The following is a 501-nucleotide window of genomic DNA, read 5'->3' as shown; positions in this document are numbered from 1 at the left end:
GCCGAGGTAGTCACGTACACCAGCGCTGACGACGAGTCGGGAGAGGTCATCCTCGCCGCCCCCACGGCCGCACTGTGGGAGATCGACACCCGCGTTGACGTCTGGGACGCCGCGACGTCGGCCCCCGTCGTCGAGACGCTCGCGCAGATCCTCGTCGAAGGCATCGAGCAGGCCGGCGACTCGCTCGTCGCGACCGTCGACCACGCCCTGACTCCCCTACCTCCCCGAGGGCATCCGCCGACCCCGACCCCGAGTCAGGCGTCATCGGCGAGGCCGTCGCGCTCGCGTACCGCGGCGACGAGCTCGTTGTCCTGAACATCATCGGGCAGGCCCCGGTCATGGATGGCTCCGTGATCGACCCCTCGACGCTCCCGCCGTCGGGCGGCCCCGAGCCGGAGGAGCCCGTCACCCCGGGCGCCCCCACCGATCACCCCCGGATTCGGCGCGCTCATGCTCCGCTGGGCCGGCGTCGTGCACCGAACCCCTGTCGTCTACGAGGTG

Annotated in this window: 1 protein-coding gene; it reads left to right on the top strand. The window is 72.1% G+C overall.

The window, feature by feature from the left end:
* On the top strand, positions 1-315 hold a 315-nt coding region (locus PROKR_RS33435; protein ID WP_036959108.1), incomplete at its 5' end, for a hypothetical protein.
* Between the last annotated feature and the right edge of the window lie 186 nt (positions 316-501).

This window comes from Promicromonospora kroppenstedtii DSM 19349, assembly GCF_000515355.1.
Taxonomy (GTDB): Bacteria; Actinomycetota; Actinomycetes; order Actinomycetales; family Cellulomonadaceae; genus Promicromonospora; species Promicromonospora kroppenstedtii.
The sequence above is the reverse complement of the archived record's forward strand: the minus strand, read 5'-3'. Positions and strand labels throughout refer to the sequence as shown.